Origin of the sequence: Psychromonas arctica (genome assembly GCF_038155225.1) — a bacterium.
GTDB lineage: Bacteria > Pseudomonadota > Gammaproteobacteria > Enterobacterales > Psychromonadaceae > Psychromonas > Psychromonas arctica_B.
In genome coordinates, this window is record NZ_JBAKBA010000370.1 from 1 (window position 1) to 214 (window position 214).

Sequence of the window (214 nt, forward strand, 5' to 3'; positions counted from 1 at the left end):
AGCCTTTTTTCATTATTATTTGTACCGTATTAGTGACCTTTACGGTGGCGTTAATGATTGGGCTCGTCGGGTTTAGCCCTAAAGTGCCAGGATTTTGGTTAGCCTTTATTGCGATTAATCTTTTGTTCACCTGTGTTGCTGAAGAGGCGTTCTTTAGAGGTGTGTTACAAACTAAGTTGTCGCAATTAATCACAGTTAAACGTTTAGCTATCTT

1 protein-coding gene is annotated in these 214 nt (G+C 39.3%); it reads left to right on the forward strand.

Annotation, left to right across the window (positions count from 1 at the left end):
- A partial coding sequence (locus tag V6255_RS18820; RefSeq protein ID WP_341629468.1) for a CPBP family glutamic-type intramembrane protease occupies nt 1-214 on the forward strand: 214 nt, incomplete at both ends.